This is a genomic window from Pseudomonas sp. KBN10P06128 (assembly GCF_037574945.1).
In the GTDB taxonomy this organism is placed as follows: domain Bacteria; phylum Pseudomonadota; class Gammaproteobacteria; order Pseudomonadales; family Pseudomonadaceae; genus Pseudomonas; species Pseudomonas aeruginosa.
The window spans coordinates 873,930-900,090 of the sequence record NZ_JBBELR010000001.1; the positions used below are offsets into that span (position 1 = coordinate 873,930).

24 protein-coding genes are annotated in these 26,161 nt (G+C 67.5%); 7 read left to right on the forward strand and 17 right to left on the reverse strand.

Going from position 1 to position 26,161, the window contains the following annotated elements:
- Positions 1-2: 2 nt before the first annotated feature.
- The 6 genes from pqsL to VQ065_RS04110 all read right to left on the reverse strand — a co-directional run bounded on the left by pqsL (position 3) and on the right by VQ065_RS04110 (position 7,441).
- Positions 3-1,208, reverse strand: coding sequence for an FAD-dependent monooxygenase PqsL (gene pqsL, locus VQ065_RS04085; RefSeq protein ID WP_003093592.1), 1,206 nt, complete (start codon positions 1,206-1,208; stop codon positions 3-5).
- Positions 1,209-1,375: 167 nt separating this feature from the next.
- Positions 1,376-2,866 (reverse strand): aldehyde dehydrogenase, encoded by a 1,491-nt coding sequence (locus VQ065_RS04090; RefSeq protein ID WP_014604043.1) that lies wholly within the window; start codon positions 2,864-2,866, stop codon positions 1,376-1,378.
- Entirely contained in the window at positions 2,859-3,770 is a 912-nt protein-coding gene (locus VQ065_RS04095) for a dihydrodipicolinate synthase family protein (protein ID WP_003093588.1), read from the reverse strand. Before VQ065_RS04095 ends, VQ065_RS04090 begins: the two co-directional genes overlap by 8 nt.
- A 64-nt stretch (positions 3,771-3,834) precedes the next feature.
- Positions 3,835-5,163, reverse strand: a complete 1,329-nt coding sequence (locus VQ065_RS04100) for an MFS transporter (protein WP_003093585.1) — start codon at positions 5,161-5,163, stop codon at positions 3,835-3,837.
- A gap of 136 nt (positions 5,164-5,299) precedes the next feature.
- On the reverse strand, positions 5,300-6,619 hold the full coding sequence (locus VQ065_RS04105; RefSeq protein ID WP_003093583.1) for an NAD(P)/FAD-dependent oxidoreductase: 1,320 nt from the start codon (positions 6,617-6,619) through the stop codon (positions 5,300-5,302).
- 93 nt (positions 6,620-6,712) lie between these two features.
- Positions 6,713-7,441, reverse strand: coding sequence for a GntR family transcriptional regulator (locus tag VQ065_RS04110; RefSeq protein ID WP_003093580.1), 729 nt, complete (start codon positions 7,439-7,441; stop codon positions 6,713-6,715).
- Between the two features lie 306 nt (positions 7,442-7,747).
- Here VQ065_RS04110 and VQ065_RS04115 point away from each other — a divergent pair, with 306 nt between their 5' ends.
- Both VQ065_RS04115 and VQ065_RS04120 read left to right on the forward strand, forming a co-directional pair.
- Positions 7,748-8,770, forward strand: coding sequence for a GlxA family transcriptional regulator (locus VQ065_RS04115; protein WP_003093577.1), 1,023 nt, complete (start codon positions 7,748-7,750; stop codon positions 8,768-8,770).
- A gap of 25 nt (positions 8,771-8,795) precedes the next feature.
- Entirely contained in the window at positions 8,796-9,263 is a 468-nt protein-coding gene (locus tag VQ065_RS04120) for a VOC family protein (RefSeq protein WP_003118992.1), read from the forward strand.
- A 3-nt stretch (positions 9,264-9,266) separates the two neighbouring features.
- Here the strand turns inward: VQ065_RS04120 and VQ065_RS04125 are convergent, their stop codons facing one another.
- A complete protein-coding gene (locus VQ065_RS04125) occupies positions 9,267-9,905 on the reverse strand; it encodes an FMN-binding negative transcriptional regulator (RefSeq protein WP_003093573.1) in 639 nt (212 codons plus the stop codon).
- Between the two features lie 27 nt (positions 9,906-9,932).
- Complete coding sequence (locus VQ065_RS04130) at positions 9,933-10,652, reverse strand: B3/B4 domain-containing protein (RefSeq protein ID WP_003093570.1); 720 nt, start codon at positions 10,650-10,652, stop codon at positions 9,933-9,935.
- Between the two features lie 284 nt (positions 10,653-10,936).
- Between VQ065_RS04130 and VQ065_RS04135 the strand changes: the two genes are divergently transcribed.
- Positions 10,937-12,580 (forward strand): acetolactate synthase large subunit, encoded by a 1,644-nt coding sequence (locus tag VQ065_RS04135; protein ID WP_003093568.1) that lies wholly within the window; start codon positions 10,937-10,939, stop codon positions 12,578-12,580.
- A 42-nt stretch (positions 12,581-12,622) separates the two neighbouring features.
- On the opposite strand, the gene VQ065_RS04140 is transcribed toward VQ065_RS04135, so the two are convergent.
- The 3 genes from VQ065_RS04140 to VQ065_RS04150 form a co-directional block, all read right to left on the reverse strand.
- A complete protein-coding gene (locus VQ065_RS04140; RefSeq protein ID WP_003093566.1) occupies positions 12,623-13,918 on the reverse strand; it encodes an OprD family porin in 1,296 nt (431 codons plus the stop codon).
- A 237-nt stretch (positions 13,919-14,155) separates the two neighbouring features.
- A complete protein-coding gene (eftM, locus tag VQ065_RS04145) occupies positions 14,156-14,899 on the reverse strand; it encodes a class I SAM-dependent methyltransferase EftM (protein WP_003093564.1) in 744 nt (247 codons plus the stop codon).
- A gap of 99 nt (positions 14,900-14,998) precedes the next feature.
- Positions 14,999-15,400: a GFA family protein gene (locus VQ065_RS04150; protein WP_003093563.1), complete on the reverse strand. Its 402-nt coding sequence runs from the start codon at positions 15,398-15,400 to the stop codon at positions 14,999-15,001.
- Between the two features lie 142 nt (positions 15,401-15,542).
- On the opposite strand from VQ065_RS04150, the gene VQ065_RS04155 reads away from it, so the two are divergent.
- Positions 15,543-15,824, forward strand: a complete 282-nt coding sequence (locus tag VQ065_RS04155) for a peptidylprolyl isomerase (protein ID WP_003093561.1) — start codon at positions 15,543-15,545, stop codon at positions 15,822-15,824.
- A 319-nt stretch (positions 15,825-16,143) separates the two neighbouring features.
- Here VQ065_RS04155 and piv read toward each other — a convergent pair whose 3' ends face one another.
- Both piv and VQ065_RS04165 read right to left on the reverse strand, forming a co-directional pair.
- A complete protein-coding gene (gene piv / locus VQ065_RS04160; RefSeq protein WP_003110541.1) occupies positions 16,144-17,532 on the reverse strand; it encodes a protease IV in 1,389 nt (462 codons plus the stop codon).
- Between the two features lie 532 nt (positions 17,533-18,064).
- Positions 18,065-18,988: a LysR family transcriptional regulator gene (locus VQ065_RS04165; RefSeq protein WP_003093559.1), complete on the reverse strand. Its 924-nt coding sequence runs from the start codon at positions 18,986-18,988 to the stop codon at positions 18,065-18,067.
- 140 nt (positions 18,989-19,128) lie between these two features.
- Between VQ065_RS04165 and VQ065_RS04170 the strand changes: the two genes are divergently transcribed.
- The gene (locus VQ065_RS04170) at positions 19,129-19,527 is read left to right on the forward strand and encodes a RidA family protein (RefSeq protein ID WP_003093558.1); all 399 of its coding nucleotides are present in this window, start codon (positions 19,129-19,131) and stop codon (positions 19,525-19,527) included.
- Between the two features lie 31 nt (positions 19,528-19,558).
- Here VQ065_RS04170 and xth read toward each other — a convergent pair whose 3' ends face one another.
- The 3 genes from xth to VQ065_RS04185 form a co-directional block, all read right to left on the reverse strand.
- The gene (xth, locus tag VQ065_RS04175) at positions 19,559-20,359 is read right to left on the reverse strand and encodes an exodeoxyribonuclease III (RefSeq protein WP_003093556.1); all 801 of its coding nucleotides are present in this window, start codon (positions 20,357-20,359) and stop codon (positions 19,559-19,561) included.
- 22 nt (positions 20,360-20,381) lie between these two features.
- Positions 20,382-20,945 (reverse strand): DJ-1/PfpI/YhbO family deglycase/protease, encoded by a 564-nt coding sequence (locus VQ065_RS04180; RefSeq protein ID WP_003093554.1) that lies wholly within the window; start codon positions 20,943-20,945, stop codon positions 20,382-20,384.
- 135 nt (positions 20,946-21,080) lie between these two features.
- On the reverse strand, positions 21,081-22,013 hold the full coding sequence (locus VQ065_RS04185; protein WP_003121894.1) for an NAD(P)/FAD-dependent oxidoreductase: 933 nt from the start codon (positions 22,011-22,013) through the stop codon (positions 21,081-21,083).
- An 80-nt stretch (positions 22,014-22,093) separates the two neighbouring features.
- On the opposite strand from VQ065_RS04185, the gene VQ065_RS04190 reads away from it, so the two are divergent.
- On the forward strand, positions 22,094-22,522 hold the full coding sequence (locus tag VQ065_RS04190) for an Rrf2 family transcriptional regulator (protein WP_003093549.1): 429 nt from the start codon (positions 22,094-22,096) through the stop codon (positions 22,520-22,522).
- Between the two features lie 64 nt (positions 22,523-22,586).
- Here the strand turns inward: VQ065_RS04190 and VQ065_RS04195 are convergent, their stop codons facing one another.
- On the reverse strand, positions 22,587-24,995 hold the full coding sequence (locus VQ065_RS04195) for a TonB-dependent siderophore receptor (protein WP_003093547.1): 2,409 nt from the start codon (positions 24,993-24,995) through the stop codon (positions 22,587-22,589).
- A 342-nt stretch (positions 24,996-25,337) separates the two neighbouring features.
- Here VQ065_RS04195 and dkgB point away from each other — a divergent pair, with 342 nt between their 5' ends.
- Entirely contained in the window at positions 25,338-26,156 is an 819-nt protein-coding gene (gene dkgB / locus VQ065_RS04200; protein WP_003093545.1) for a 2,5-didehydrogluconate reductase DkgB, read from the forward strand.
- Positions 26,157-26,161: the final 5 nt, after the last annotated feature.

A 26,161-nucleotide genomic window follows, 5' to 3' on the forward strand; every position in this document is an offset into this window, starting at 1 on the left:
GCTCAGCCGCGCGGAGCCTCCAGGGACGGCGACCGCACCGGCTGATAGGAACGCTCGCCGCCCAGGGCTTCCGGCGTACGGCTGCTGCCCTGCAGGGCGGTGTCGAAGACCCCGGCGAAGCGCTGGCGATCCTCCAGGCTGGTGGCCAGCGCATGGCCATAGGAGACGATCGCCTGGTTCACCGGGAAGCGTTCGGCCTGGTAGCCGGCCAGGGCATCCTCCAGCGCGCAGGCGTCGCGCAAGGCCAGGTCGAGGGCGTCGGCCAGGGCGCTGGCGTCCTCGATGGCCAGGTTCATGCCCTGGCCGGTGATCGGATGCACGTTGTGGATGGCGTCGCCGAGCATCGCCACGTTGTCCGCCCAGTAGCGGTCCAGGTTCAGGTAGCCGATGGGGATGCCCTTGAAGCGCGAAGTGCCGGTGACGGCGGCGATCGCCTCGGCGCTCTCGTCGCCGACGAAGCGTTGCAGGCGCCGGCGCAGCGACTCGCCGCAGGTGTCGGCCATCAGTTCGCGCGACTCTTCCCTGGGGAAGCTCACCACCAGTCGCGCGCGGTCGAAACCGATCGGGTAGAAATAGGCCAGCCCGCCCTGCGAGTCCACGTACAGCCGGTTGCGCTCGGCCACGCAGGGGGCCAGGGCGAAGGTGCCGACCAGCATCGGCGACGGGTAGGGGTGGCGCTCCACCTCGATATCGAGCAGCCGGCGGCGCACGTAGGAGGCGATACCGTCGGCGCCCACCACCACCCGCGGACGCAGCACGCGGCCGTCGTTCAGGCGCACCTGGTCGATCGCGTGGCGCTCGTCGCGCTGCACCGCTTCGATGCGGGTCTCGAACAGCATCTCGACGGTCGCTTCGCCGTCGATCTTTTCCAGTACCAGGCGGCGCAGCGACTCGCAGGGCATGAGGATGAAATAGCCGCGCGCGTCGACGCTGGAATAGTTGAAATAGCGAAGCAGCTCGCCGTCGTGATAGACCTCCAGCTCATGGCGGACCCGCCCGCCGCGACGGGTCACCTCGGCCAACAACCCGGCCGCCTCGACCACCCGGATGCCGGCCGGCTTGAGCAGGTCGGCGCCGTTGATCGCGCGTTCGCGCCGTGCCTGCTCCACTACCACCACGCGGTGGCCCTGGCGGCCGAGCAGGTAGGCGAGCATCGCCCCGCCGATGCCGCAGCCGTTGATCAGTACATCGATATGGTTGTCCGTCATGGATGAGTCTCCGTGTCGTTCCTGGCGGAAAAGGGAAGGGTGGAGGCAGCAGCATAGCGACGGAACGTTATGCAGAATGGGTGTTGTCTGCACTTGGTCGCCTGTCCGGCCCGGTTGTCCGGTCTCGCCGCCAGGCGGGAGTGCCGGCCCTTGCGGGCCGGACAGCTTCAGGAAGCGTCGATCCAGATGGTCTTCAACTCGGTGTACTGGTCGTGTGCCCAGACCGACTTGTCGCGACCGCCGAAGCCTGACTCCTTGTAGCCGCCGAAGGGCGTCGAGGCGTCGCCCTCGCCGAAGCAGTTGACGGTGACGATCCCCGCGCGGATCTCCCGCGACAGGCGCAGTGCGTGGCGCAGGCTGCCGGTGTAGGCCGAGGCGGCGAGGCCGTAGACGGTGTCGTTGGCCAGGGCGATGGCTTCGTCGATGTCGTCGAAAGAGGTGACCGAGAGCAGCGGGCCGAAGATTTCCTCGCGGAACAGCCGGCTGTGCGGCGAGACGCCATCGACCACGGTCGGCTCGACGAAGATGCCAGCCTCGGTGGCGCCGCCGAAGCGCACCGCCAACCGCTCCGTCCTGGCCTGGTCGAGGTACGCGCGGACCTTCTCGAAGTGCGCCGGGCTGACCAGCGCGCCGAGGCGATTACGCGGATCCAGCGGGTCGCCCATGCGCCACTCGCGGAGCTGCGCGCCGATGCGTTCGAGCAGCGCCTCGTGGACCTCGGCATGGACGATCAGCCGCGAGGACGCCGAGCAGTTCTCACCCATGTTCCAGAACGCGCCGTTGACCACGTGTTGCGCCACCAGGTCGAGGTCCTCGACATCGTTCATCACCACCGCCGGGTTCTTGCCGCCGCACTCCAGTACCACCCGCTTGAGGTTGGACTCGGCGGCGTACTTGAGGAACAGGCGGCCGGTCGCGGTGGAGCCGGTGAAGCTGACCATCGCCACGTCCGGGTGGCGGCCCAGCGGTTCGCCGGCCTCGCGGCCGCCGCCGGGGACCACGTTGAACACCCCGGCGGGGATCCCCGCCTGGCTGGCCAGTTCGGCGACGCGCAGGGCGGTCAGGCTGGTCTCGGGGGCCGGCTTGACCACTACGGAGCAGCCTGCCGCCAGCGCCGGGCCGATCTTCCAGGCGAGCATCAGCAGCGGGAAGTTCCACGGCAGCACCAGGCCGACCACGCCGATCGGCTCGCGCACCACCATGGCCAGCGCCGCCGAACCGACCGGGGCGGTGCTGTCGTAGATCTTGTCGATCAGTTCGGCATGCCAGCGCAGGGTATTGATGGTTTCCGGCAGGTCGGTGTGCTGGCATTCGCGGATCGGCTTGCCGCTGTCGAGGCTCTCCATCACCGCCAGTTCCAGCAGGTGCTCTTCCAGCAGCTCTGCCAGGCGCAGCAGCGCCGCCTTGCGCTCGGCGGGCGTGCGCGAGCGCCAGCGGCCGTCCTCGAACGCCCGCCGCGCGCTGGCCACGGCGTGCCCGACGTCCTCCGCGTCGCAGGCGGCGACCTGCGCCAGCAGCTCGCCGGTGGCCGGGTTGGTCGAGGCGAAGGTGCGGCCGCCGCAGGCATCGCGGAACCCTCCGTCGATGAAGGCGCGCTGGGGAAGGTCCAGCGTCGCGGCGATGGCCGCGTATTCCTCCCGGCTCAGCAGCTCAGTCATGGCGGCCACCCTCGACGATCCGCGCGACCTCGCCCTTGAGCCTGGCGACGATCTCCGCCAGTGCCGCCTTGCCGGCCTCGTCCAGCGCCTTCAGCGGCGCACGTACGCCGCCGGCGCGCAGGCCGGCCAGCTCGCAGCCGTGCTTGATCGACTGGACGAAGTGACCGCTTTCGAGAAAGTCCATCAGCGGCATCATCGCCGCCATGATGCGCCGGCCCTTGGCGAAGTCGTTCTCGACCACGCAGGCCTGGTACAGGGCGAGGTGTTCGCCAGGGATGAAGTTGGAGCCGGCGCAGACCCAACTGCGCGCGCCCCAGGCGAAGAACTCCAGGGCCTGGTCGTCCCAGCCGCAGGACAAGGCGATCCGCGGGTGGCGGCAGGCCAGGCGGTGCAATTGCGCGGTGGAGCCGGAGCTTTCCTTGATCGCGACGATGTTGCGGCAGCCGGCGACGGCGGCGAAGAACGCCTCGTCCATCTCCACGCCCATCCGCGCCGGATAGTTGTAGAGCATGATCGGCAGGCCGGCGGCGCGGTCCACCGCCAGCACGTGCTCGGCGATCTCCCGCGAGGTCGGCAGCGCGTAGGGCGGCGAGCCGACCAGGATGGCGTCGGCGCCGATGGCGCGGGCGGCTTCGGCGTAGGCCAGCGAGTCCTCGGTGCGGATCGCGCCGGTTCCCACCACCAGCGGCAGGCGCCCGGCGATGACTTCGCTGGCGTGGGCGGCGAGGGCCAGGCGTTCCTCGGCGGTGTGCGCGTAGTACTCGCCGGTGGAGCCGCCGATCACGATGCCGTGCACCTTCGACTCGACGAGAAACTCCAGGACCTCGGCGAAGGCCTGGGTGTCGATGCTGCCGTCGGCGCTCAGCGGGGTGATGGCGGGGGTATAGATACCTTCGAATTTCACGGGGTTTCCTCCTGTGGGATGCTGGGCCGCGGCGCACCCGGCGGACGCTGCCGCGGCGGGTGGTTCAGGTGAGCGAAGCCGCCTGCTGCAGGTTCAGCGAACGGGTTTCCGGCGCCAGGGCCCAGGTCACGAGCAGCCCGAGCAGGGTCACCAGCGCGGCGGCGTACATGGTCTGGGCGGTACCCAGGGTTTCCAGGGAAAGCGGCACCAGGTAGGTGCCCACCGCGGCGCCGACGCGCGATAACGAGGTGCCGACGCCGACCGCGAAGGCGCGGATCTCGGTGGGGAACAGTTCGTTCGGGTAGACCAGTTGCAGCACCTGGGCGCCGCCGATGAACAGCGCGTAGGCACCGAACAGGCCGAGGATGGTCGCCTCCGAGCCGGCGTGGAAGACGCCCAGCCCGAGCAGCGCCAGGCCGGACCAGAGGAAGCTGTGCAGCAGCATGCAGCGCCGGCCGATGCGGTTGATCAGGCGGGTGGCGATGATGCAGCCGATGACGAACAGCAGGGTGATCGCCACCGAACCGTAGGAGGCCCAGTCGCCCTTCAGGTTCAGCGCCAGCAGCACCTTGGGCGCGAAGGCGTAGACGGCGAACACGGGGATCACCGAGCAGGTCCAGAACAGGGTGACGAAGAGCATGCGCTTGCCGTAGCCGGCGTAGAGCAGGTGCCAGATGGTGACCTTCCGTTCCAGCGCCTGTTCGGGCAGGTTCTCCAGCGAGAAGGCTTCGCCGTAGACCTGGCGGATGACCCGTTCTGCGTCCGCGTCGCGGCCCTTGCTCAGCAGCCAGCGCGGCGACTCGGGGGGGCCGATGCGTAGCAGGAACAGCACGGCGCCGATCGCCGCGGTGCTGGCCAGTACCAGGCGCCAGGCGTCCTCGCCGCCGCTGCGCAGGATCAGGTCGCCGACCAGGTAGGCGAAGGCGGCGCCGGCGAACCAGAGGATGGTCAGGGTGGCCAGGCGCGGTCCGCGATACTTCTTCGGCAGGAACTCCACCAGCAAGGCGGTGGCGACCGGGTACTCGATGCCCACCGCCACGCCGATCAGGAAGCGCAGGACGAACAGCGCCGCCGCCGAGTCGACCCCGTACTGCGCCAGGGAAGCGAGGACGAACAGGCTGGGGCCGACGAAGAACAGCCTGCGGCGGCCCAGGCGGTCGGTCAGCCAGCCGCCGAGGAAACCGCCGAAGAAGATGCCGACCAGCGCCGAGGCGGCGATCATGCCCTGCCAGAAACTGCTCAGTTGCAATGCCGCGGTCATCTGCAGCATCGCCACGCCGATGATGCTCAGCACGTAGCCGTCGACGAAGGAGCCGCCGCCGGAGCGCAGGGTCAACAGCCGGTGGAAGGCGTTGAGGGGTACGTCTTCGATCGAGGTCGTAGGATTTGTCATTATTGTCTCCTGGTTCTAACCGCTGCCGGTGAATTCGGGCCGAGCGAATCCGCGAGGCTGGAACGCTCTCCAGCTCCGGTCTTCAAATGGCCGTCTGAATCGAAGTCGGCGCCCGTGGGCGCGTTACTAGGGATGCCTAGCTTTCTCTACCTGCTCGATACTGCCCCCACCTCAGGTTGAGGTTCACGCCAAGGGAAAGGAGTGGTTCGGGTGGATTGCCGCTGGGACCGGGCGCGCGCAGCAGGAAGTCGATCAGCTCGTTGCGTTCGCCCGCCAGCCAGTCGGCCAGCAGCTTCCCGGTGACGGTCCCGCGGGTTACCCCCAGGCCGTTGCAGCACAGGGCGCCATAGACGTTGGGCGCCAGCTCGCCGAAGTGCCCCATGTGGTTCCTCGACAGCGCCAGCGAGCCGCCCCAGGTGTAGTCGAAGCCGACTTCCGGGAGCATCGGGAAGCGCTGGCGGAACGAGGCGCGATGGCGTACGGCGAAGCGCTCAAGGTACTTCCCGGCGCTGCGTCCGTCAGGGTTGAAACTGAAGCTGTTGCGGATCAGCAGGCGGTTGTCCGGGGTACGCCTCACCGTGGTGCCGTAAGGGTCGGCCGGGATCAGGCCCCAGTAGGGGCGCCCGCCGAGGCTGGCCTGCTCCTCGGCATCGAGCGGCCGGGTCAGGCTGGCGTAGGTGAAGATCGGCAGCATCCGCCCCTGGAGGAAGCCGAAGCTCATGCCGAAGGCGTTGTTGGCGAGGACCAGGCGGTCGGCCAGGATGCTGCCGTGGGGATGGCTCAGCAGGGTCCTGTCGCCATATTCCACGGCGGTGATCGGTGTGTGTTCGTAGAGGCTGACGTTGCCCGGCAGGCTGTCGGCCAGGCCCTTGACCAGGGCCGAGGGCTGCACCAGCAGGGTACCGGGGGTGAACAGGGCCTTGCGATAGAAGGCGGTGCCGATGTGTCCCGGGAGGTCGTCCGCCTCGATCACCTCGTAGGCCTGGCCGAGCCGATCGAGGCCGCGCCGGTAGGCGTCGAGCACAGCCACGCCGCGCGCCTCGACGGCCGCCTGGTACTTGCCGCAGGCCTTCATCTGGCAGTCGATGGCATGGCGCTGCACCTGTTCGCGGAGCAGCGACTGGCCGGCGAGATTGAGCTTCAGGGCGATCCGGGCTGTCGCTATGTCGCCGATGTAGTCGTCGGCGCCGATGTCGTGGGGCAGGTCGATGGCGAAGCCGGCGTTGCGCCCGGCGGTACCGAAGCCGACTTCCTGGGCCTCGACCAGGACGATCTCCTCGTCCGGAAAATGCAGCGCCAGCTGGCGCGCGGCGGCGAGGCCGGTGAAGCCGGCGCCGACCACCACCCAGCGGGCGGCGCTCCTGCCGTAGTGGGCCGGCTTCGGCCGCCGCGGCGGGCTGAGGTGGTACCAGCCGCAGGAACGGTCGTCGGCCGGGAGGTGGGTTACTTTCGTCATCGCAGGGACCTGACTCTTGTTATTGGAACCCGGTAACCATCCCCTGCGTGACCGCCTCCGCTTCTCGGGCGGGGCCGTGGCGCGGGGGGCTTGCTAACCCTCGTAGACCAGCGCCACCTCCACTCCGGCCGGCGCCGCGTACTCGGCCATGCGCCGGCGCGACAACTCGAAATGCGCACGGACGATCTCCGCCGCCGCATCCGGATCGCGCCGCTGGATGGCATCGACGATCTGGTCGTGCTGGTCGCAGGCGAGTTCCAGGTCGCGTTGCATGTCGTCGGTGGTCGGATGGCGGTAGAAGATCTTGCTCAGCCGCGCATGGTCGATCAGCAAGCGGCGCAGGCTGGGCATGAGGTAGTCGTTGTGGGCCATCCTGCCGATCTCCAGGTGGAAGGCGTCGTTGTGGATGACGCGGTTTTCCACATGCTTCTCTTCGATGGCCTTGCGGAAATCTTCCTGGATCGCCTTGAGCGTCTCGATCTCCGCTTCGCTGGCATGGGTGGCCGCCAGTTGTGTGGTGGCGATGTAGATCAGCGGCGCGGCGAGAAAGAAGGCGTGCAGCGAGTCGTGGCTCATGGCCGCGACGCGCGGCGCACGATTGGCTTCCAGTTCGATGTAGCCCTCGGCGGCGATCTGCCGCAGCAGTTCGCGCACCGGCGGGCGCGAGAGGCCGAACTCGTCGCACAGGGCGAGTTCGTCGACGACCGCGCCGGGCGCCAGTTCCATGCTCAGGATCCGCCGGCGCAGCGCATCGCCCAGCACCGCCTTGCGGTCGAAGGGGGCATCGGCGCTGTTCGAGTCGACGTCGGGTTGGGCTTTCATGGAGGCCTTTCTACTTGTCATGGGCTATGTCTACAGTTTGTATAATGACTATAAGGTTCTGTTAGACAATATGTCTACAGGTTTTCGGGGCGTTTCCGCACCGTTCGTCCGCGCTGTTTCCGCTGACGCCGGGGCGTGCGAAAGGGGCAGCCCCCCGAGGGCGTATTTGAGCATATTCCCCCGGCGCGCCAGGGAGGCGCCAAGTCACATGGCTTGCGCATATGATGGAGCGCCCGGGGTTTTCGCCGTGACGGCAGGCGTCGCGGCCCGCTGGCCGGGAACAAGAAGAACAAGAGGCACGAATCGATGGAAAGAAGGCGTTTCAGCGCCGCCCTGCAAGGGCAGAACCTCAGGTTCACCGGGGCCGGGGAGGGGGGCTCGGCACGGGCACGGGTGGGCTTCCTGCTGCTCGAACACTTTTCCCTGCCGGCCTTCACCCAGGCGCTGGACACCCTGGTGACCGCCAACCTGATCCGCAGCGAGTCCTTCGCGGTGAGCAACTTCAGCCTGAGCGGCGAGCCGGTGACCAGCGACCTCGGGTTGCTGATCTGCCCGGACCTGGCGCTCGCCTCGGCGGCGCGGCAAGGACTCGACCTGCTGGTGGTCTGCGGCGGTTTGCGCACGCCCCTGCGCTCGTCCGCCGCGCTGCGGGAAGCGTTGCAGGACGTGGCGTCGCGCGGCGTCGCCCTGGCCGGGCTGTGGAACGGTGCCTGGTTCCTCGGCGACGCCGGCCTGCTGGATGGCTACCGCTGCTGCATCCATCCCGAGCACCGCGCCGCCCTCGCCGAGATCGCCCGCAACAGCCAGGTGACCAGCGACAGCTATATGGTCGACCGCGACCGCCTGACCGCGGCCAGCCCCACCGGCGCCTTCAACCTGGCGCTGGAGTGGATCGCCCGGCGCCACGGGCGCGACCTGGTGGAGGCGGTGGTGGATATCCTCGCCTTCGAGGAGTCGCGCTACCGACGGGTGCGCCCGGCCCTGCACGAGAAGATGAGCGAGCCGCTGCGCGAAGTGATCAACCTGATGGCGGCGAATATCGAGGAACCGCTCAGCCAGGAGCAGTTCGCCCACTACGTGGGGCGCTCGCGGCGGCAGATCGAGCGGCTGTTCCAGCAGCAGCTCGGAACCACGCCGGTGCGCTACTACCTGGAGTTGCGGATCACCGAGTGCCGGCGCCTGCTGCAACATTCCGACCTGACCATGCTGGAGGTCCTGGTCGCCTGCGGCTTCGTCTCGCCCAGCCACTTCAGCAAGTGCTACACCGCCTTCTACGGCTACCCGCCGTCGAAAGAAGTGCGCTACGGCAACGTCCGCTCGACGAAATGAGGGCGTTTCGCCGGACGCGGCCGGCATGCTAGAACGGACCTTTCGCCCTGGCCTGCGGAGGTCCTGCGCCATGTCCCAGCCTTTTCTCTGGCGTCGCGTCAACGACTCGTCCGGTTTCGCCGAGCCGCGGGTGTTCATCCGTGTCTACCTGGAACCGGGCAGCATCGATGCGGCCATCGCTTTCTACGAAGACCTGCAGGGCGTCGCCCACGACATGCGCTTCGACTTTCCCGAGAAACGCCTGACACTCGCCGCAGTCGGCGCCTTCCTCCTGCTGGAGGGCAGCGACGAGGCGCTGGCGCCGTTCCGCAGCACCACCGGCACCCTGCTGGTGGACGACATCGAGCCCTATCACCGGCGGTTGCTGGCTGCCGGCGCGCAGATCATCTTCGGGCCGGCGCGCGCGCCCACCGGTGCCTGCTTCAATGCGCTGCTGCCGGACGGCACGGTGGTCGAGTTCGTCCACCACCGGCCGCAGCCGGGCGAGGCCTGAACCTCAGCCCTCGCGCCGGGCGGCGCAATCGTCCATGGCCGCGCCGATCGCCTGTTCGCCGCGGGCCAGCAGCGCTGCGCTGGCGCCGCGGATATCGCGGGCTTCCTTGTTCTGGCTGAGCTTGAACTTGCCGACCAGGCGGGTGATCTCGATTTCGATGCCGACGATCAGCCGGAGCATCTCGTCGATGTAGTCGGCGGGGCCGTCGGTCATTTTCCAGGGCGTTTCCTGGGTCGCCTCGTGGGTGCGGGTCAGGCGCGCCACCAGTCCGCGCACATAGCGTTCGTCGTCGCGGATCCGCACCCGGCCGTGGGCGTGGACCACCCGGTAGTTCCAGGTCGGCACCTGGCGGTGGTGCTCCTGCTTGCTCGGGTACCACTGCGGCGAGATGTAGGCATCGCCGGCGCGGAACACCACCAGCACCTCGTCGCCGTCGCGCAGCTCGCTCCAAACCGGGTTGTTGCGCGCGACATGGGCTTCCAGGGTGCCTTGCGCGCCCTTTGCCGGGCTCAGCTCGAACGGCAGGTGGTTGGCGTCCAGGCCCGCTTCGCCGTGGCTGACCAGCAGGCCCAGCGGATAGTCCCGGATCAGCGCGTGCAGCGCCTGCGGGTCGGACTCTTCGAAATGCGAAGGCAGGTACATGTTCTGTTCTCCTCGGGGACTGGGTCCTTATACGCTGTCGGCGGGTACCGTCGCCACGCACAGCAGGCGCGAGTCGGCGCGCATGCCGGGCATCATCAGGCGCAATTCGTCGAGCAGCAGGCCGCCCGCTTCGTGCAGGGCCGCCAGCGGCATTTCCGGCAGGCTCTCGAGGATGAACCACATGCGCCGGGCGCTGGCATCCAGGCGGGTGCGCACGCCCTGGCGCCAGTTCCAGCGGCGGCAGGTGACGCCGAGGTCGTCGCGCCAGACCACCTCACCGGGGTCGGGGGATTCGTCGACCGCCTCGCCGTTCTTCAGGGTGTCGAAGGTCTCGCTGCCGTCGGCGACCACCAGGCGCGGCGGGCCGGCATAGGCGGCGAGATTCTCGCCGCCTACCGGAATGGCGAATTGCACGCTGATGGCGTTGTATAGGTCCACCACCGGGTCGATGCTCGGCAGCCCGCCGTCGCGCAGCGCGCGTTTGCGCAGGGCTTCGGCGGAGCAGGGGGTACGCTGCGGCTTGGCGCCGAAGCGGCGGAACGCCTCGGCCCAGGCTGCCAGGTGCGCCTCGGCCCAGTCCGGTTCGCCACGCGCCAGCGCCTGGCAGGCGCGCTCCATGGCGCGGCCGGCGATTTCCGGACGAACGATCGGCGCCGCCTCGACGGTGAGGCTCAGGGCGCGGAAACCGGGGGCGAGGGCGGCCACCTCGGCGGCGATGACGGGGAGGATCGGGGCGTGCTCGGGCATGGTCGTCTTCAGGGTTCGGTGAGATGGAGGGGGCGCGGCGCGTAAAGCGGTAGGTGGATTTCTACCATCCGGGCTCCGCCCTCACCATGAAATCAGCGAATGAATTATTAGCTGTGCTGATGATCGGGTGGTCGGGTTCAGCTGCGCTAATGGCGGGAGCGGCGTTCGCTTGCCGGCGAAGCCGGCGCCAGAGCCTTCCGCCGGCCGGGAGGGGCTGGACAGCGAGACGCGAGGGGCGCAGTGTTCGAGCGGTCAGAACCGCCACCACCCGAGGTAGAACGCAGATGGCCAAGGCAGCCGATGTGGTTGTGCAATGCCTGGAAAACGAGGGCGTGCAGTACGTCTTCGGAATTCCCGGCGAGGAGAATCTCGACCTGCTGGAGTCCCTGCGCAAGTCGCAGATCCGGCTGGTGCTCACCCGCCACGAACAATCGGCCGGCTTCATGGCCGCCACCTATGGGCGCCTCACCGGCAAGACCGGGGTCAGCCTGTCGACCCTCGGCCCGGGCGCCACCAACCTGGTCACCGCCGGCGCCTACGCCTACCTGGGCGGCATGCCGATGCTGATGATCACCGGGCAGAAGCCGATCAAGAAGTCCAAGCAGGGCCGCTTCCAGATCCTCGACGTGGTCGGCATGATGCAGCCGCTGACCAAGTACACCCACCAACTGGCCTCCGCCGACAACATTCCCTCGCGGGTCCGCGAGGCGTTCCGCCTGGCCGAGGAAGAGAAGCCCGGCGCGGTGCATCTGGAGCTGCCGGAGGACATCGCCGCCGAGCAGACCGACAGCCTGCCCATCCCGCCGAGCCTGAGCCGCCGGCCGCTGGCGGAATACAAGGCGATCTGCGCCGCGGTGGAGAAGCTGCGCGCCGCGCGCAGCCCGATCCTGGTGATCGGCGCCGGGGCCAACCGCAAGATGACCGCCAAGGTCCTCAAGCAACTGATCGACAAGACCGGCATTCCCTTCGTCACCACCCAGATGGGCAAGGGCGTGGTCGACGAGCGTCACCCGCGCTTCCTCGGCAACGCCGCGCTGTCCGCCGGCGACTTCGTGCATCGCGCGGTGGAGGCGGCCGACCTGATCGTCAACGTCGGCCACGACGTGATCGAGAAGCCGCCGTTCTTCATGGTTCGCGGCGGTACCGAGGTGATCCACGTGAACTTCCGTTCCGCCGAGGTGGACCCGGTGTATTTCCCGCAGATCGAAGTGGTGGGCGACATCGCCAACGCCATCTGGCAGATCGGCGAGGCGCTGGACGATACCGCGCACTGGGACTTCACCCGCCTGCTGGCGATCCGCGAGGCCAACGAGGCGCAGGTCGCCGAAGGCGCCGACGACCCGCGCTTCCCGCTCTATCCGCAGCGCCTGGTGGCCGACGTGCGCCGGGCGTTGCCGTCGCAGGGCATCGTCGCCCTGGACAACGGCATGTACAAGATCTGGTTCGCCCGCAACTACAAGGCGCACATGCCCAACACCGTGCTGCTGGACAACGCCCTCGCCACCATGGGCGCCGGCCTGCCCTCGGCGATGGCCGCGCACCTGGTCTACCCGGACCGGCCGATCGTCGCGGTGTGCGGCGATGGCGGCTTCATGATGAACAGCCAGGAACTGGAAACCGCGGTGCGGCTGAAGATGAACCTGACGGTGATCATCCTGCGCGACAACGGCTACGGGATGATCCGCTGGAAGCAATCGAACATGGGCTTCGCCGACTTCGGGCTGGACTACGGCAACCCGGACTTCGTGCGCTATGCCGAGGCCTACGGCGCCCACGGCCACCGGGTCGACAGTGCCGAGGGCTTCCTGCCGCTGCTGGAGCGCTGCCTGGGCACGCCCGGGGTGCATGTGATCGATTGCCCGGTGGATTACTCGGAGAACGACCGCATCCTCAACGTCGAGCTGCGCGAACGCGCCCTGGCGGTCTGAACCGCCGGAGCGTCGCGCCGGCGTGCGTTCCGGCGCGACGGCTCAGAACAGCGACAGGTTGTAGCTGGCGATCAGGCGCACCTCGTCTACGTCGCGCGCCGAGCGCTCGAAGTCGGTGCGGTAGGTGGCGTTGCGCAGGCGCAGGCTGAGGTCCTTGAAGCGGCCGCTCTGCACCACGTACTTCAGCTCGATGTCGCGCTCCCATTCCTTGCCCTCGTCGCCGTTGGCCAGGCGGATATGGTCGCCGTTGACGTAGCGGGTCATGAAGCTCAGGCCGGGCACGCCGACGCTGCGCAGGTCGAAGTCGTAGCGCAGTTGCCAGGAGCGTTCCTCGGGGTTGGCGAAGTCGTTCACCTGCAGGTAGTTGGCCAGGTACGGATTGCTGCCGTCGAGGTAGGGCATCGAGCTGGCGCCGTTCATCCGCTGCCAGCCGGCGCTGAGCGTGTGGCCGCCCTGGGCGTAGGCGAGCAGCAGGCTGAGGGCGCGGTTGTCGATCTTGCCGGCGCGGGCTGCGCCGGCGTCCTCGCTGTCGAACCAGCGCAGGTCGGCGCTCAGCTTGCCGGCGCCGAGCTGCCGCTTGCCCACGGCACCGAGGTAGCGCTGGCGATAGACGTTGCGCAGGCCGCCCTGGGCGTATTGCAGCAGCAGGCCGTCGTTGACCTGGTAGTCGAGTTGGTAGGCGTCGAAACGGTTGCCGGTGGTGTCGCAGGCGTAGCGTTTGTTCTTGCAGTGCAGGCGGATGTCCTGGGCATCGCTGGAGTCCCGCGCGGTGTAGCGCTCCAGGCGGGTGGCGGAGAGCCTGAGCCCGGCGATCTCCTCGCTGGTCAGCTGGGCGCCGTGGAACAGGGTCGGCAGCAGGCGTCCGTCGTTGTATTTCAGCAACGGCATGTCCGGCAGCATCGCCCCGTACCTGAACTGTGTCTGCGAGAAGCGCATCTTGCCGGCTACGCCGGCCTTGGCGTACTGGTCGACCGAGCGACGCGGATCGTGGCCGCTGGAAGGCAGCAGGCCGCTGTTGCTGTCCGCGGGGCTGGAGTCGAGCTTGATCCCGAGCATCGCCAGGGTATCCACGCCGAAGCCCAGCGCGCCCTCGGTATAGCCCGAGCGCAGGTCGAGGATGAAGCCCTGCGCGGCTTCCTCGCGCTTGGAGGCGCCCTGCGGGTTGGCCGAGCTGCCGTCGCGGAAGTCGCGGTTGAAGTAGACGGTGCGCGCTTCCAGGCGCGCGCTGCCGTCCTCGAGGAAGGCGGCAGGGGCCGGGGCGACGAATCCGCCGCACAGGGCGAGGGCGCCCAGGCCGCGAAGGGTGCGGGGCGAACGGGGGGAAAACGGGGCGGACATGCGGTGACTCTCGACAGCGGGGGGTAAAAAAGCGCGCGAAGGTGTCACAGATGGTCGGCGGGGTCTTTGCGACCTTGGTCTAGCCGAGAAGGCGCGCACGGATCGTCGGCCAGGCAGGCCTCTAGCGGGTCGGACGCAGCGTGCCGAAAGCGACGAAGAATCCTCCGCAGCCCCCTGTGAAACGCTGCCCCGCCCGTGCCAGCCTGATCGTCACGTTTGCGCCAGGATATCCGGAGGCTAGCGCTTCACGCAGACGAACAGGGCATTCCCGGAGCTGCCGGCCCAGGGCGTGATCCGTTCGTAGTCGTGTTCGAAGACCTGCACCTCGAAATGCGTCTGCAACAGGTGCTGCAGCTCGGCGAAGCTGAGGGCGACCATGGGGTGTTCGTCCTCCCAGGTCTGGGTCGTTCCGTCCGTGGTTTTCTCGATACCGAGGCGCAGCGCCTGGCGCTCGCCCTCGCCGCTGTAGTACCAGCCGGAACCGAAGGTGAAGCGGCTGCCTCGATGCTCCACGGAATGGCGGACGAACGAGCGATTGTCGATCTGCCCCTTGTCCACCGTGTTGAAACAGAACACGCCGCCATCCGCCAGTGCGCCATGCACGCTGGCCAGGCATGCGCGCAAGCGCTCCAGCCCTGCGTTGTAGTGGATCGAATAGAGGAAACAGGTGATCAGGTCCAGCGGCTCGTCCACCTGGAAGCCGGCCATGTCCTGCCGGCTGAAGTGCGCTTCGGGGCAGCGCTGTCGGGCGAGGTCGAGCATCGGCTGGTTGATGTCCAGGCCGGCGCTGCGATAGCCGAAATCGAGGAAGTGCCGCACGTGAGGGCCGGTACCGCAGGCCAGGTCCAGGTGCCGCCGGCCCTGGTTGCCGAACAACTGGTGCAGGCGACGCACGCAGTGGCTCTGCGCCTGGTAGTCGATGTCGGCGCACATCAGGTCGTAATAGTGGGACAGGTCGGTGTACAGCGCGGTGGCGGACATGGGCGGCAAGGACCGGCGGCGAAGGGCGCGGCATGGTACCCCAGGCCCGGGCCTTGCCGGCGAAAAAACAGGCACCGGCCGGCGGATCGCGAGCGGACTTCAGTCGAACCGCGGCCAGTCGTCGGCGATCCGGTACCAGCAGGCCATCGATGCGACCTGGACATGCTTCTGTTTCGCCGCCGGGAAGGGCGTGTCCAGGCTGCCGAGGGCGACCGATACCCAGTCGGCGAACTCGCCTTCGCTCCTCGACCAGAACAGCGGCGAGCCGCAGCGCGAGCAGAAGCGGCGGAGCACGGCGGGGGAGGAGCTGAACGCGGCGAGCAGGTCGGCGCCGCGGTCGATGTGCAGGTCCGCGACGGGGACGCTGCCATAACTGGCGAATGCCGCGCCATGGGCCTTGCGGCACTGGCTGCAATGACAGTGGGAGAGCGCCCGCGGGGGCGACGACAGGCGGTAGCGCAGCGCGCCGCACAGGCAACTGCCGTGGAAAGTCTGGCTCATCGGAAGGCGTTCCCGGATTCGCAAAGGCGGCGAGTCAAGCAGCCCGCGCCACGCTTGTCGAGCGCCTCCTCCGATCGTGGGCTGTCGGTGCTGGCGTCGATGTCTGCTAGGCTCTGCCGTTTCACCCTAGGAGTATTTCCCCATGGCCCGAGCCACTGCCCGCCACATCCTGGTTTCCAGCGAAGCCAAGTGCAACGAACTGAAAACCGCCATCGAAGGTGGTGCGGATTTCGCCGAAGTCGCCCGCGAGCATTCCACCTGCCCCTCCGGCCGCGACGGCGGCAACCTGGGTTCGTTCGGTCCTGGCCAGATGGTCCGCGAGTTCGACCAGGTGGTCTTCAGCGCGCCGTTGAACGTGGTCCAGGGCCCGGTGAAGACCCAGTTCGGCTACCACCTGCTGGAAGTCACCAGCCGCCAGGACTGAACGTGCGGCGGCGCATAACGCCCCTCTTCCACGCGCCGATCCAGACGTGGGGCGAAAACCGCTGCACGGGATAAACGGCGGATAACGCCGTTGGCGTTATGCGCCCTACCTGTCCCGGACCGATGAAGGAAGCCGCACTTCCACGCGCCAATCCGGGTGTGGGGCGAATAACCGCTGCGCGGGATAAACGGCGGATAATGCCGTTGGCACCTGTTCCGGACCGATGAAAGAAGCTGCACTTTCACGCGCCGATCCAGGCGTAGGGCGAATAACCGCTGCGCGGTTATCCGCCGGTGCGCGATCGATAGCCTGGCTGGGCTCAGGGTGCGAAGTAGCGGGAGATCTGCGAATAGACGCCGCTGAAATCGGAGAAGTAGTCATTGCGCTGTGAGGTGGGCGCGCCGCAGTACGAGGGGCCGCCGTACAGGCCACCGCGCAGCTGGTAGGAGCCGTCGCCGGCGACGGTCAGCAGGCCCGAGCCGGACGAGCCGCCTTCGACCACCGCCGACGGCCAGTCGACGCGGGTCAGGGCGGTATGCCCGTCGTAGGTGACGCCCACTGCCGAGACGTTGCCCTGCGAGTACTTCTTGGCGTCGCCGCGCGGATGGTGGATGTCATGGCCGAGCGAGCCGTTGGCGATCGGCGTGGCGCTCCAGCCCTGGTAGAACACGCCGGCCGGCGGAGTACGCTTGAGTTCCAGCAGCAGGGTGTCGCGCTTCGCGTCGCGGTGCAGGATATTCGCCCCGCCGGTCAGCACGGTGACGCTCTGGTTGATGGTCGAGGCGTCGCCGTAGCACTGGGTGGTGTTGTAGAACCAGATGGTCTGCAGCGTCGCCGCGGTGGCCTGGTCCTCGATGCAGTGCGCGGCCGACCAGAACAGCTGGCGCTTGGGCGAGTTGCCGTTGTTCAGCAGGGTGCCGGTGCAGATGTAGCTGCCGCCGTCCGCCGAGCTGGTGAAGACCATCTTCGCCACCGCGGCGGTGGCGTTGTCGTAGGCCCGCGTGCCGCTCTGGGTCGCGCAGACCGCATCCACCTCGCAGCTGCCGCTGGCGCCGAAGCCGTCGCGGTAGCCGGCCTTGTACAGGGAGTCGGCGAAATACGATACCTGGGGTACCGACAGGCGCAGGTCGCCCGGTTGCAGGTTGGCCGGCAGCACCAGTTCGACGGTCAGGGTATCGCCCTCGATGACCGGGCTCCAGTAGGGACGGTTGAGCGAGAGGTCCTTGCCGCTGGCCTCGAAGATTTCCTTGCCGGCGCCGGCGAAGTGCAGCAGCACGTCGTCGGGCAGCGAGCCGCTGCGGGTTTCCAGGCGAATCGCGGCGCGCAGGCTGGCGGCCCCCGCGGCGCTGATCGGGAAGCGCGCGGTGTGGCGCCCGTCCGGGGTGTCGATCCATTCGAGGGTTGCCAGGTCGATTTCCGGAGTCGCCGTCTTCAGGCCCACGCCTACTTGCAGCGGCGTACCCGGTTTCGGCGCCAGCGGCGCGGCGCGGGCCACGCGGCGGGCGGGGGGCGCGGCGAAGTGAATGCCGGCCGCCGAGGTCGCCGCGTTGGGGTTGGCGAAGCGGGCGTGGCCGGTGCTCGCCGGAGAAGCCTGGAGCACGGCGACGTCGCCAGCCATTTCGCTCGCACCGGGCGCGGCCGAGGCCTGGCTCGCGCCCGCAGCCAGCGCGAGAACCAGGCATGCATTCAGGTACGTTCTCTTATGCATGAATCGACTCCTTCAGTTTGGGGAGGGCAACTTCCTTAATCGTTCGCGTGGCGAAAGATATGCAGGGGTGACGGAGTCGTTCAAATATTTTTTATATTCGTTTCTGCTAGCTATTAAATATGAAGAAGCTTTTATGGATAGCAGAATAGATAGCTATTCCCCTCACTTGTCATTGATGTTGGAGTGCTCTCTCTACCAACTAAAGTTTGGTCTGGAGTGCCGCTATAGAGCCTTCGGCTTGCTTCATAGAGGTGCAGGGAGTAGTGAGCGAGTGCTTTGCTGGTGCATCTGTCGATGTGATCGGGTTAACGAAATCCGGATTTTCAAGTTATCCGGTTTGACCAGTCCTGAATATAAGGCTGGGTGAATCTTTCATTCACCGCTCGTAAACCGTTCCGATGTCGGCTTGGTTGAATTCCAGGATATCCGGCTTATGGTCGTATCAGTCATCTTTATAATCGCGGGGCATATATAGAGCCCTGGCCGCTTACCATTACTCCAGGGTTTTCCAGGATACGCCTCCGTCTTTGTTTCAGAGCGGCGGATGCAACGGCGGCGCATGCCGCGCGATCAGTTCGGCGACCCACTCGATGAACACCCGCAGCTTGCCGCTGACGTGGCGGTTCGGCGGGAACGCCAGGTACAGCGGCATCGGCTCCAGGCTCCAGTCCTCGAACAGCGGCAGCAGCTCGCCGCGGGCGAGGGGCTCACGCGCCATGTAGTGCGGCAGCCAGAGGATGCCCAGGCCGGCCAGCCCGGCCGCCAGGTAGGCGTTGCCGTCGTCCACCGCCAGCACATGGCGGCCCGCCACCCGCAGGCTTTCCTCGCCTCTGTGCATGGCGTAGGGCAGGGCCTTGCCGGTGCGCGCCCAGAGGAAGCCGACGATGCGCTGGTGGCTGTCCTCCAGTTCGCGCGGGTGGCTCGGCACGCCGGCGCGCTGCAAGTAGGCCGGTGCCGCGTAGACCCCCAGTTGCAGGTCGCCGACCCGCCGCGCCATCAGCGACTGGTCGCGCAGTTCGCCGCCGCGGATGACGCAATCGACGTTCTCGTCGATCAGGTCGACGAGCCGATCGCTCACGCCCAGGTCGATCTGGATATCCGGATAGCGCGCATGGAACTCGGGCAACGCCGGGATCAGCAGCAGCCGCGCCAGCGGGCTCGGCACGTCGATCCGGAGACGCCCGCGGGGCGCCAGGGCGGCGCTGGAGAGGCTGGTCTCGGCATCGTCCAGTTCCGCCAGCAGGCGTATCACCCGCTCGTAGTAGGCGGCGCCGTCGGCGGTCAGGTTGAGCTTGCGCGTGGTGCGGTTGAGCAGGCGTACCCGCAGCCGCGCTTCCAGTTGCTGGACCAACTGGGTGACGCTGGTGCGGCTCATGTGCAGCGTCTCCGCCGCCTTGGTGAAGCTGCCGGTCTCCACCACACGGGCAAAGGCCTGCATCGCATCGAAACGGTCCATCGGGACTCCGGGTCGTCGGGGATTGTTTGGATTCTACAAACAGTCATGGCCAGGGTTGCGCGTTTATCCACGGCGCGCACGACCTTACCGTTCTTCCATCGACGATGACGGGGCCGGGAGCCCCAGGATGGAGGTATCGCATGTCTGTACGCGACGTGGTTTTCCCCGCCGGCCGCCAGGCCCTCTACGAGCGCAACCGCTATTCCCCGGCGGTCCGCAGCGACGGCCTGCTGTTCGTCTCCGGCCAGGTCGGCAGCCGCGACGACGGCTCTCCCGAACCCGAGTTGGAGATCCAGGTCCGCCGCGCCTTCGACAATCTGAATGCGGTGCTCGCCGCGGCCGGTTGCGGGTTCGACGATGTGCTCGACGTCACCGTGTTCATGGTCGACGCCGAGGCCAACTTCGAGCGCATCTGGAAGATCGTCCCGGAGTACTGGGGCGAGGCGCCGTACCCCACGCTGACGGCGGTGGGGGTGAACTGGCTGTATGGCTTCAGCTTCGAGATCAAGGTGGTGGCGAGGTTGCCGGCGGGGCGGTGAGAGCCGATGTGCAGTGCCGGGGCCAGCTCGGCTAGCGCCGGGGCTCTGAGGGACGCCGCAGGCTTACCCAGGCCGGCGCGTGGTCGCTGGCGTGCTCCTCGCCGCGCACCCAGCGATCCACCCCGGCGTCTTCCAGGTGGTCCGCCAGGCTGGCGCTGAGCAGCAGGTGGTCGATGCGCAGCCCGGCGTCGCGTTGCCAGTGCTGGCGGAAGTAGTCCCAGAAGGTATAGATGCGCCGGTCGGGGAAACGCTGGCGTAGCGCGTCCACCCAGCCCTGCCGCAGGAGGCGCTCGAAGCACTCGCGGGACTCCGGCTGGAGCAGGGCGTCCTTTTTCCAGGAGCGGGTGTCGTAGATATCGAAGTCGCTGGGCACCACGTTGAAGTCGCCGGCCAGCACCACCGGATGGCCGCTCTCCATCAGCTCGGCGGCGTGGCGGATGAGGTGCTCGAACCAGGCCAGCTTGTAGTCGAACTTCGGTCCCGGCTGGGGATTGCCATTGGGCAGGTACAGGCTGGCCACCAGCAGGCCGTCGACGGCCGCTTCGAGGTAGCGGCTGTGGGGATCGCTGGCGTTGCCCGGCAGGCCGCGGCGTACCTCCAGCGGCTGGCTGTCGCGGGCGAGGATGGCGACGCCGTTCCACGCCGACTGGCCCTGCCAGATCGCGCCGTATCCGGCCTTCTCCAGCGCCGCGGCGGGGAAGCGCGCGTCGGGCGTTTTCAGTTCCTGCAGGCAGACGATGTCCGGCGCTTCCCGCTCCAGCCAGGCCAGCAGCGCGGCCAGCCGGGTCTGGATGCCGTTGACGTTGAAGGTGGCGATCTTCAGGGTGTCCACCGGTCGCCTCCGCGAATGACGATCAGGCGGCCGCCTGCAGGGCTTCGCCGATGGCTTCGTTGAACGCCTGCAAGTCACCCGGGTTGCGCGAGGTGATCAGGGTCCAGCCGTTCGCCGGGCAGACTTTCACCCGCGTGTCGACCCAGTCCGCGCCGGCGTTGGTCAGGTCGATACGCACGCTGGAATAGGAGGTCAGGGTCTTGCCGCGGGCGACACCGGCGTCGATCAGCAGCCAGGGGCCGTGGCAGATGGCGGCGACCGTCTTGCCTGCGTCGCTGAATTCCCTGACCAGGCGCTGGGCCTCGCTGTCCTGGCGCAGGGTGTCGGCATTCACCGTGCCGCCGGGGACCAGCAGCAAGTCGTAGTCCTCGGCGCGCAGGCCTTGCAGCCTGGCGTCGGAATTGACGATCAGGTCCTTCTCGCTGTCGTGCACCCAGGTCTGCGCTTCGCCGCCCTCGATGGTCGCGTGGGTGACCGTGGCGCCCTGTTGCTTCAGGGGCTTCAGCGGTTCGAGCAGCTCGTCGCGCTCGATGCCGGTGTTGGCGGTGATGACCAGGACGTTCTTGCCTTGCAGCTTCGCGCTCATGGTTTTCTCCTCTGCTGGGGCGCCCGTGGCGGGCGCCGTGGCGTGACATGCAGGAGAGTGGAAAGCTGGAGCGCCGGGGAGTTCGAAAGATTTGCCGGGCGGTGGGCCGGATCCTTGGCCTGTCAGCCTCCGGCGTCAGCGGAACAGCAGCGAATGATGCGCCGCGCCACCGGTGCGCGCGCCGTCGCCCACCGCGATGGCGACGTTGCCGGCCGCCAGCGCCGCGTCGCCGCAGGCGAAGACGCCGGGAACGCTGGTTTCGCGCATGCCGTCGGTCCTGATGAACGGCCCGCTCGGCCCGTCCTCGAACTCGCAGCCGAGCAACGCCGCCAGCGGGCTGGCCATGCGCGTACGCGGCTGGGTGAACAACCCCGCGAGCGTAATCGTGCGGCCACTGGCCAGGGTCACGTCGGCGCGCGCGCCGCCCAGCGCGACCACGGCTTCGCGCTCGATCGTCACGCCGCGCCGGTCCAGCCTGGACATTTGCTCGGCATCCGGTTCGAAGACGCCGTTGAGGAAAAAGGTGGTCGCTCCCCAGTCGGGCAACATCAGGGCGTGGTGGATGGCCAGCGGTGAGGCCGCCAGTACGCCAATCGGCCCGCCGTCCAGTTCGTAGCCGTGGCAATACGGGCAATGGAACACGTGCCGTCCCCAGCGCTCGGCAAGACCGGGGATCTCCGGCAGCTCGTCGGCGACCCCGCTGGCGAGGATCAGCCGGCGCGCGGTGAAGCGTTCTCCGTTGGCGGCCTTCACCACGAAACCGTCCGCCTCCTTCTTCGCCGCGACGGCGGCTTCGGACAGCCACTCGACGCTGGGATAGGCCAGCAACTGCGCGCGGGCGTCATCGGCGATGGCCGCCGGATCGCGGCCGTCCTGGCCGAGAAAGCCGTGGGAGGCCCGGGCGAAGCGGTTGCGTCGCAGTCCCGTATCCATCACCAGCACCCTGCGCCGCGCCCGCGCCAGTTGCATGCCCGCGGAGATGCCGGCGTAGCTGCCGCCCACGATGATCACGTCGAAAGTCATGGCGTATCTCCCATTCGGATAGTCACGCAACAACGTAAGTTTCATGAGATGCGCTTGTCAACGCTCTCGTAACTTTTTCTGTAGCGAGACATACTCATGGTCTTTCCGTCACGAGCCCGCCGTTCATGAGAAACGACACCCGCCTCTCGCGCATGCTCCATGTGCTGATCCATATGGCCCGCCACGAAGGGCCGGCGACTTCCGAAGCCATCGGGCAGATGCTCGGCACCAACCCGGTGGTGGTGCGACGGACCATGGCGCTGCTGAAGAACGAAGGCTACGTGAGTTCGGAGAAGGGCCATCGCGGCGGTTGGCGGCTGGCCAAGCCGTTGGCGGACATCACCTTGCTGGATATCCACCAGGCGCTGGGAGCGTCCTCGATCTTCGCCATCGGCCTGTCTACCGATCATCCGGAATGCCTGGTCGAGCAGGCGGTCAACGAAGCGCTCGGCGAGGCGTTCGAGGCGGCGCAGGCGTTGCTCCTAGGGCGCCTGGGGAGCGTCACGCTGGAGCAGTTGGCGAGCGAGTTCGAGCGCCGCTATCGGCCCTGCTGAGGCGCCTCGAAGGGCCGTTCGGACACCGCCGCCGCGCCTGCGGAGGCACGCCGGCGGTCCGGGATCAGAGCGAGTACTTCACTGTGAACATCAGGTTGCGCGGCTCGCCGTAGTTGAGGTTGCCGAAGTCGATGCCGCTGTAATAGTACTTGTCGAACAGGTTGTTGAAGTTCAGCCGCGTGTCGATCCGTTCGTTGACCTTGTAGCCGAGCATGGCGTTGACCACGGTGTAGCCGCCCTGCTGGAAACCGGTGCTGCTGTCCTCGGTCTTGCTCTGGGTGGCCAGGTCGCCGCCGACGCGCCATTTGTGCAGTTCGCCGGGTAGCGTGTAGCTGGTGGCGAGCTTGAACAGGTGGCGTGGCTTGGCCGCGTCGAATGGCTTGCCCTCGTTGGCCTTGTTGCTGTCGTGCTTGTACTTGGCGTCGACGTAGGTATAGCCGGCCATCATCTGCCAGTCGTCGCTCAGCGCACCGCTCAGCTCCAGGTCGACGCCCTGGCTGCGGACCTTGCCCGAAGCGCGCGAGCAATAGCGCGAGGTGGGGCTGAAGGGGCATGGCGAGGGGCCGCCGACGTCCTCGGTGGCGCGGTTTTCCTGGTCGATCTGGAACAGCGCGATCTGCGAATTGAGCGCGCCGCCGAAGTGTTCGCCCTTCAGGCCGATCTCGTAGTTCTTGCCGGTGATCGGGTCGAGCAGGCCGCCGCCGGCGTCGAAGTTGCTCTGCGGCTTGAAGATGTCGGTATAGCTGGCATAGACCGAGTAGGTCTGGTTCAGGTCGTAGATCACCCCGGCATAGCGGGTGACGTTGCGGGTGACCTTGTAGCTGTCGGTATCGGCGTCGGCCTTGTACCAGTCCAGGCGCCCGCCGAGGATCACTTTCAGCGGGTCGGCGAGGTTCAGCCGGGTGGTGAGGTAGGCGCCTTTCTGTTCCTGGTCGAGCTTCATGCCCCACAGGCTGGTGTTCAGCCTCGGCTTGAGGGTCGAACTCGGGTCCCACTGGGTCGGGTCCATCGGCCCGGTCGGGGTGCCGTCCTTGTTGAACAGGCTGCCCCAGCCGCCGTGGCCGTCGAAGCGTTCCTGGCGATAGCTGGCGCCGACCACCAGCTCGTGCTCGCGGCCGAGCAACTGGAAGGGACCGTTGGCATAGGCGTCATAGCTGTCGTGGTCGTCGGTGTAGCTGTAGTCGCCGGGGTTCTGGGTCATGCTGGCGCAGCCGGTGGTCGAGTAGTAGCAGTCGTTGTACAGCCCGAGCATGTTGATTCGCGCCCACAGCTTGTCGGCGGCCAGCTTCATCTGCCAACCGTTGGCGAAGCGGTGGGTCAGGTCGCTGAACAGGTGGGTGGTGTCGGTATCCCAGTAGGACCAGTCGGCGCCGTAGTAGGACGAGCGCTTGAGGTCCAGGTGGCGGCCGCCCAGCGGGCTGGGCAGGCCTACCCAGTTGTCGTTGCGGTTGTCGTTCTGGTTCGAGGCGCCGATGGCGAAGGTGGTGTCCGGGCTCAGGTCGGCTTCGGCGATCCCGTAGAACACGCCGCGTTCGCTGCTGACGTGGTCCTGGAAACTGTTGCCTTTCTGGTAGGCGACCACCGCGCGGCCGCGCAGGGTTCCTTCGCTGTTCAGCGGACCGGAAACGTCGGCCTCGCTGCGATAGCGGTCCCAGGTGCCGACGCTGCCTTGCAGGGAGGCGCGGAAGTCCTGGGTCGGACGCTTGCGCACCATGTTGATCGCCGCCGCCGGGTTGCCTGCGCCCTGCATCAGGCCGGTGGCACCGCGCACCACTTCGACGCGGTCGAACATGGCCAGGTCGGCGGCGGAAATGACGTCCTGGGTATAGGTGGAAATGCTCGTCGGCAGGCCGTCGTACATGATGTTGTCGACGTCGAAGCCGCGCGCCGCGTACTTCACCCGGGCCGGCCCGTACTGTTGCACGGTGAGGCCGGTGACGCCCTTCACCGCGTCGTTGAGGTCGCGCATGCCCTGGTCGTCCATGCGCTGGCGGGTGACCACGCTGACCGACTGAGGGGTCTCGCGGATCGACATCGCCAGCTTGGTCGAGGTGCGCATCGCCCGGGTGGTGTAGGAGCCGCTGTCTTCGGTGATGGCGGCGGTGGCCGGGTCCTGGGTGGCGACCACGCTGAGCGCGCCGAGGTCGACGCTGTCGCCGGGGGCGATGCCGGCACCTGTCGCAGCGGCCTCGACCCAGGCGTCGCCGCCCCGTACCTCCCCGCTCAGTCCGGAACCTGCGAGCAGACGCTGCAGTGCCTCGCTCGGCTCCAGCGTGCCGCGTAGGGCCGGTGCGCGCCGGTCGGCCACGGCCGCGCGGTCGAAACGGATGCGCAGGCCGCTGGCGCCCTGCAATTGCTCGAGGGATGCGGCCAGGGGCTGGGCGGGAAGGTCAAGGGCGATGGGAGCGGCCTGGGCGGCCAGGGAAAGCGAGGAGAGACCGAGCAATAACGCACTGGAAACGACGTGTTTCATCTGCAGTGTCCTGGATGGCGGCGCAGGCAGGCCGTTGGCGCGACCGGCTGCGTTTCTTGTTTATGTGGGAAACCGGCGTAGGAATTCGCGGCGGGGCAAGTGTATGTAAATGTAAAAATGGAGTAAATGATAGAGATTATCGTTATCAGTAGCATTCGCGGGAATCCGATGAGCTGCGTTCTGCCAGCGGCTGGCGGGAGTTTCCGCTGGATACCTCCCGTGAAGGCCGCCTGGATTCGTGATTACAACGCAAATGAATTTGCTCGATTCGGGCCTTAATCGAAGAGATGTAAGCCGCCACACTGCGCTTCCTTCGAGTCATCCCGCCCACGGAGCGCAGCCATGTCGTCCACCATCCACCCCCTCCCGTCCTTCGGTCTCGGCACCTTCCGCCTCACCGGCCAGGTCGTCGTCGACTCGGTGCGCAGCGCCCTCGAGCTGGGTTATCGCGCCATCGATACCGCGCAGATCTACGGCAACGAGGCGGATATCGGCCGCGCGATCGCCGAGAGCGGCGTACCGCGTTCCGAGCTGTTCCTCACCACCAAGGTCTGGGTCGACAACTACGCCTGCGAAAAGCTGCTCGCCAGCCTGCGCGAGAGTCTGGAGAAACTGCGCACCGACCGGTTGGACCTGGTCCTGATCCATTGGCCGGCACCCGGCAACGGCGTCGAGCTGGCGGAGTACATGGCGGCGCTGGCGGAAGCCAAGTCCCTGGGCCTGACCCGGCGGATCGGCGTCTCCAACTTCAACATCGAGCTGACCCGCCAGGCCATCGCCGCGGTCGGTGCGGGCGAGATATCCACCAACCAGATCGAACTCAGCCCTTACTTGCAGAACCGCGCGCTGACCGCCTACCTCGAGGAGCAGGGCATCGCGGTCACCTCGTACATGACCCTGGCCTACGGCAAGGTGCTGAAGGACCCGACGCTGGCCGGGATAGCCGCCAGGCACCGGGCCACGGTCGCCCAGGTGGCGCTGGCCTGGGCGATGCAACTGGGCTACGCGGTGATTCCGTCCTCGACCCGCCGCGAGAACCTCGCCAGCAACCTGCTGGCGCGCGACCTGCGCCTGGACGCCGAGGACATGGCGCGCATCGCCGGCCTCGAGCGTAACGGCCGCGAGGTCAGTCCGCAGGGCCTGGCGCCGGCCTGGGACTGAGAACC

What these genes read in the sequence shown, in the direction of transcription:
- VQ065_RS04190 (WP_003093549.1), top strand. Translation starts at nt 22,094, where the DNA reads ATGAGAAACGACACCCGCCTCTCGCGCATGCTCCATGTGCTGATCCAT.
- VQ065_RS04135 (WP_003093568.1), top strand. Translation starts at nt 10,937, where the DNA reads ATGGCCAAGGCAGCCGATGTGGTTGTGCAATGCCTGGAAAACGAGGGC.
- VQ065_RS04120 (WP_003118992.1), top strand. Translation starts at nt 8,796, where the DNA reads ATGCTAGAACGGACCTTTCGCCCTGGCCTGCGGAGGTCCTGCGCCATG.
- VQ065_RS04170 (WP_003093558.1), top strand. Translation starts at nt 19,129, where the DNA reads ATGTCTGTACGCGACGTGGTTTTCCCCGCCGGCCGCCAGGCCCTCTAC.
- VQ065_RS04105 (WP_003093583.1), bottom strand. Translation starts at nt 6,619, where the DNA reads ATGACGAAAGTAACCCACCTCCCGGCCGACGACCGTTCCTGCGGCTGG.
- VQ065_RS04165 (WP_003093559.1), bottom strand. Translation starts at nt 18,988, where the DNA reads ATGGACCGTTTCGATGCGATGCAGGCCTTTGCCCGTGTGGTGGAGACC.
- VQ065_RS04115 (WP_003093577.1), top strand. Translation starts at nt 7,748, where the DNA reads ATGGAAAGAAGGCGTTTCAGCGCCGCCCTGCAAGGGCAGAACCTCAGG.
- VQ065_RS04110 (WP_003093580.1), bottom strand. Translation starts at nt 7,441, where the DNA reads ATGAAAGCCCAACCCGACGTCGACTCGAACAGCGCCGATGCCCCCTTC.
- VQ065_RS04185 (WP_003121894.1), bottom strand. Translation starts at nt 22,013, where the DNA reads ATGAAACTTACGTTGTTGCGTGACTATCCGAATGGGAGATACGCCATG.
- VQ065_RS04125 (WP_003093573.1), bottom strand. Translation starts at nt 9,905, where the DNA reads ATGTACCTGCCTTCGCATTTCGAAGAGTCCGACCCGCAGGCGCTGCAC.
- VQ065_RS04140 (WP_003093566.1), bottom strand. Translation starts at nt 13,918, where the DNA reads ATGTCCGCCCCGTTTTCCCCCCGTTCGCCCCGCACCCTTCGCGGCCTG.
- VQ065_RS04090 (WP_014604043.1), bottom strand. Translation starts at nt 2,866, where the DNA reads ATGACTGAGCTGCTGAGCCGGGAGGAATACGCGGCCATCGCCGCGACG.
- VQ065_RS04100 (WP_003093585.1), bottom strand. Translation starts at nt 5,163, where the DNA reads ATGACAAATCCTACGACCTCGATCGAAGACGTACCCCTCAACGCCTTC.
- piv (WP_003110541.1), bottom strand. Translation starts at nt 17,532, where the DNA reads ATGCATAAGAGAACGTACCTGAATGCATGCCTGGTTCTCGCGCTGGCT.
- VQ065_RS04155 (WP_003093561.1), top strand. Translation starts at nt 15,543, where the DNA reads ATGGCCCGAGCCACTGCCCGCCACATCCTGGTTTCCAGCGAAGCCAAG.
- dkgB (WP_003093545.1), top strand. Translation starts at nt 25,338, where the DNA reads ATGTCGTCCACCATCCACCCCCTCCCGTCCTTCGGTCTCGGCACCTTC.
- VQ065_RS04150 (WP_003093563.1), bottom strand. Translation starts at nt 15,400, where the DNA reads ATGAGCCAGACTTTCCACGGCAGTTGCCTGTGCGGCGCGCTGCGCTAC.
- pqsL (WP_003093592.1), bottom strand. Translation starts at nt 1,208, where the DNA reads ATGACGGACAACCATATCGATGTACTGATCAACGGCTGCGGCATCGGC.
- VQ065_RS04180 (WP_003093554.1), bottom strand. Translation starts at nt 20,945, where the DNA reads ATGAGCGCGAAGCTGCAAGGCAAGAACGTCCTGGTCATCACCGCCAAC.
- VQ065_RS04195 (WP_003093547.1), bottom strand. Translation starts at nt 24,995, where the DNA reads ATGAAACACGTCGTTTCCAGTGCGTTATTGCTCGGTCTCTCCTCGCTT.
- eftM (WP_003093564.1), bottom strand. Translation starts at nt 14,899, where the DNA reads ATGTCCGCCACCGCGCTGTACACCGACCTGTCCCACTATTACGACCTG.
- VQ065_RS04130 (WP_003093570.1), bottom strand. Translation starts at nt 10,652, where the DNA reads ATGCCCGAGCACGCCCCGATCCTCCCCGTCATCGCCGCCGAGGTGGCC.